Source organism: Protofrankia sp. Cr1 (assembly GCF_963555865.1).
Classification (GTDB): Bacteria; Actinomycetota; Actinomycetes; order Frankiales; family Frankiaceae; genus Protofrankia.
In genome coordinates this window covers 11,780-13,720 of sequence record NZ_CAUVXO010000119.1, presented here as the reverse complement: position 1 = coordinate 13,720, position 1,941 = coordinate 11,780, and the positions used below count along the sequence as shown (strand labels likewise).

The following is a 1,941-nucleotide window of genomic DNA, read 5'->3' as shown; positions in this document are numbered from 1 at the left end:
CCCGCTCGTCGGCCGTCTCGTCGAAGTTCGAGACGTTCAGAGCAAACCCGCGCGCCCGGTCGACTCCGGCGGCCCGCAGCCTGGTCGCCATCTCGGCGGCGTCGTGCCAGCCGGCGTTGCCCGCGTCGAGGTAGACGCTCACCCCGATGCCGCCGAGCGCGTCGACCGCATCCGAGAGCAGCCCGTAACGGGTCTGGCGGTCGGCCGCGGGCAGACAATCGAGCTGGGACAGGGCATCTGGCTCAAGAATGACAGTCGCCGGACCGCGACCGATACCCGCGGCGAAGCCGGAGATCCACGATCTGTACGCCGCCGGGCTGCTGGCCCCGCCGCCCGAGTAACCTCCGCAGTCACGGTTGGGGATCGCGTAGGCGACCAGGACCGGCAGCGTCCCGGTGGCCCGGATCCGCGCCACCCGGCCCGCGACCGCGGACTGGACGCCACCCGCGGTAACAGGACCGACAAACCAGTCCGCATGGGACGTATTCGCGATTCGGCTCAACGCGTCGGCATTGGCGGGAAGACTGCCACGCAGCCGGCCAACCGCCGCAGCCGCGGCGCTGCCGGGGTCGACATAGAAGCGTGCGCCGGCAAACGGGTTACCGGTCTGCGTGCGTGAGAGCACCAAGGGTTCAGACGTGGGTTCCGGGATGGGCGTCGATGTCGGCGCGGACCCGGGCTGCGACACCGACCCCGCCCGAGCCACACTCGACCCTGGCAGGGGGCGTGCCGTGGATCGGGCGGGGTCCGGCCTGTCGCCGAGCGCGCCCATTGCCTGCGCAACCGTCACAGGCCGCGTGGAGGCGACCGTGCCACCGTGACCGGAAAGCACCAGGTCCGCTGCGGATGGGCGCGACGATGGGACGACGGTGCCTTCGAAGGCAAAACCGGCGAGTACCGAGATGACAACGGCGCTGAGGGCCAACAACCGTCGAAGACGAACGAGTTGCCGGTGCCGCGAGTGGTGGCGCACCGACCCGCGTGCGGCCCTCCGGCGCGGCCCTGTCGACACACAACCTCCGAAACGGGCAAGCACTGCAACGCTTTCCTACCCCCACCCCCTACCTACTTACGGACCATAGCAGCGCCCGCATGATGTTCATCGGGCGGACGTCGACGGCAGCCGCGACACGCACCGGCCGACACCACGCCCACTGGTCGATTCCCCATCGCCCCGTCCGGCCGGCGGCGGGGAATGTCCGTGGCGGACTGCCTGCCGCGCGCCTGCGCGGGAAAGAAGTTCCGTATGAAAGTTGTTCTGTTCTGTGGCGGCCAGGGACAACGTCTACTGGACGCGGACACGGGCCAGGAATCCACCCCGAAACGCGCCTCGGATGCGCCGAAACCGCTGCACCTGGTCGGCGGAAAGCCCATTCTCTGGCATCTCATGAAATGGTATGCGACCTACGGACACACCGACTTCATCCTCTGTGTGGGCTTCCGGGGCGAATGTGTCCGGAACTGGGTCGGGGACCTCTGCGTCGAACACCTCGACGAGCCGACGGCCCTGCCCGGTGTGCCGCGACAACATCTGCTCGACGGCGAGGCTGCCGGGTGGTCGATCACGATCGTCGACAGCGGCCTGCGCGTGTCGGTCGGACAACGGCTTCGGGCGGTGCGAAGCCTCGTCGGCGCCGAGGATCTGTTCCTCGCCAACTACGCGGACGGCCTGTCCGACGTCCCGCTGCCAGAGCTGATCGACGAAGCTCACCGCTCCGATGCCGTCGCCACCCTGCTCGCGGTGCGGCCACCCGAGACCATCCACACCGTCGACTTCCGGCCGGACTCGACCGCGATCAACAGGATCGCGCCCATGGCGGAACAGGAAATCTGGATCAATGCGGGCTTCTTCGTCCTGCGGCCCACCGTCTTCGACCTGATCCATCCAGGCGAGGATCTGGTGGATGCGCCCTTCACCCGGCTCGCTCGGGCGGGCAGGCT

General features: G+C 68.8%; 2 protein-coding genes. One reads left to right on the top strand and one right to left on the bottom strand.

Features of this window, described 5'->3' with window-relative positions; genetic code table 11:
* Window positions 1–625: glycoside hydrolase family 6 protein (locus U9980_RS12080; protein WP_322767990.1), on the bottom strand; the 625-nt coding region annotated here is incomplete at its 3' end.
* A 621-nt stretch (window positions 626–1,246) separates the two neighbouring features.
* Between U9980_RS12080 and U9980_RS12075 the strand changes: the two genes are divergently transcribed.
* A partial coding sequence (locus U9980_RS12075) for a hypothetical protein (RefSeq protein ID WP_322767989.1) occupies window positions 1,247–1,941 on the top strand: 695 nt, incomplete at its 3' end.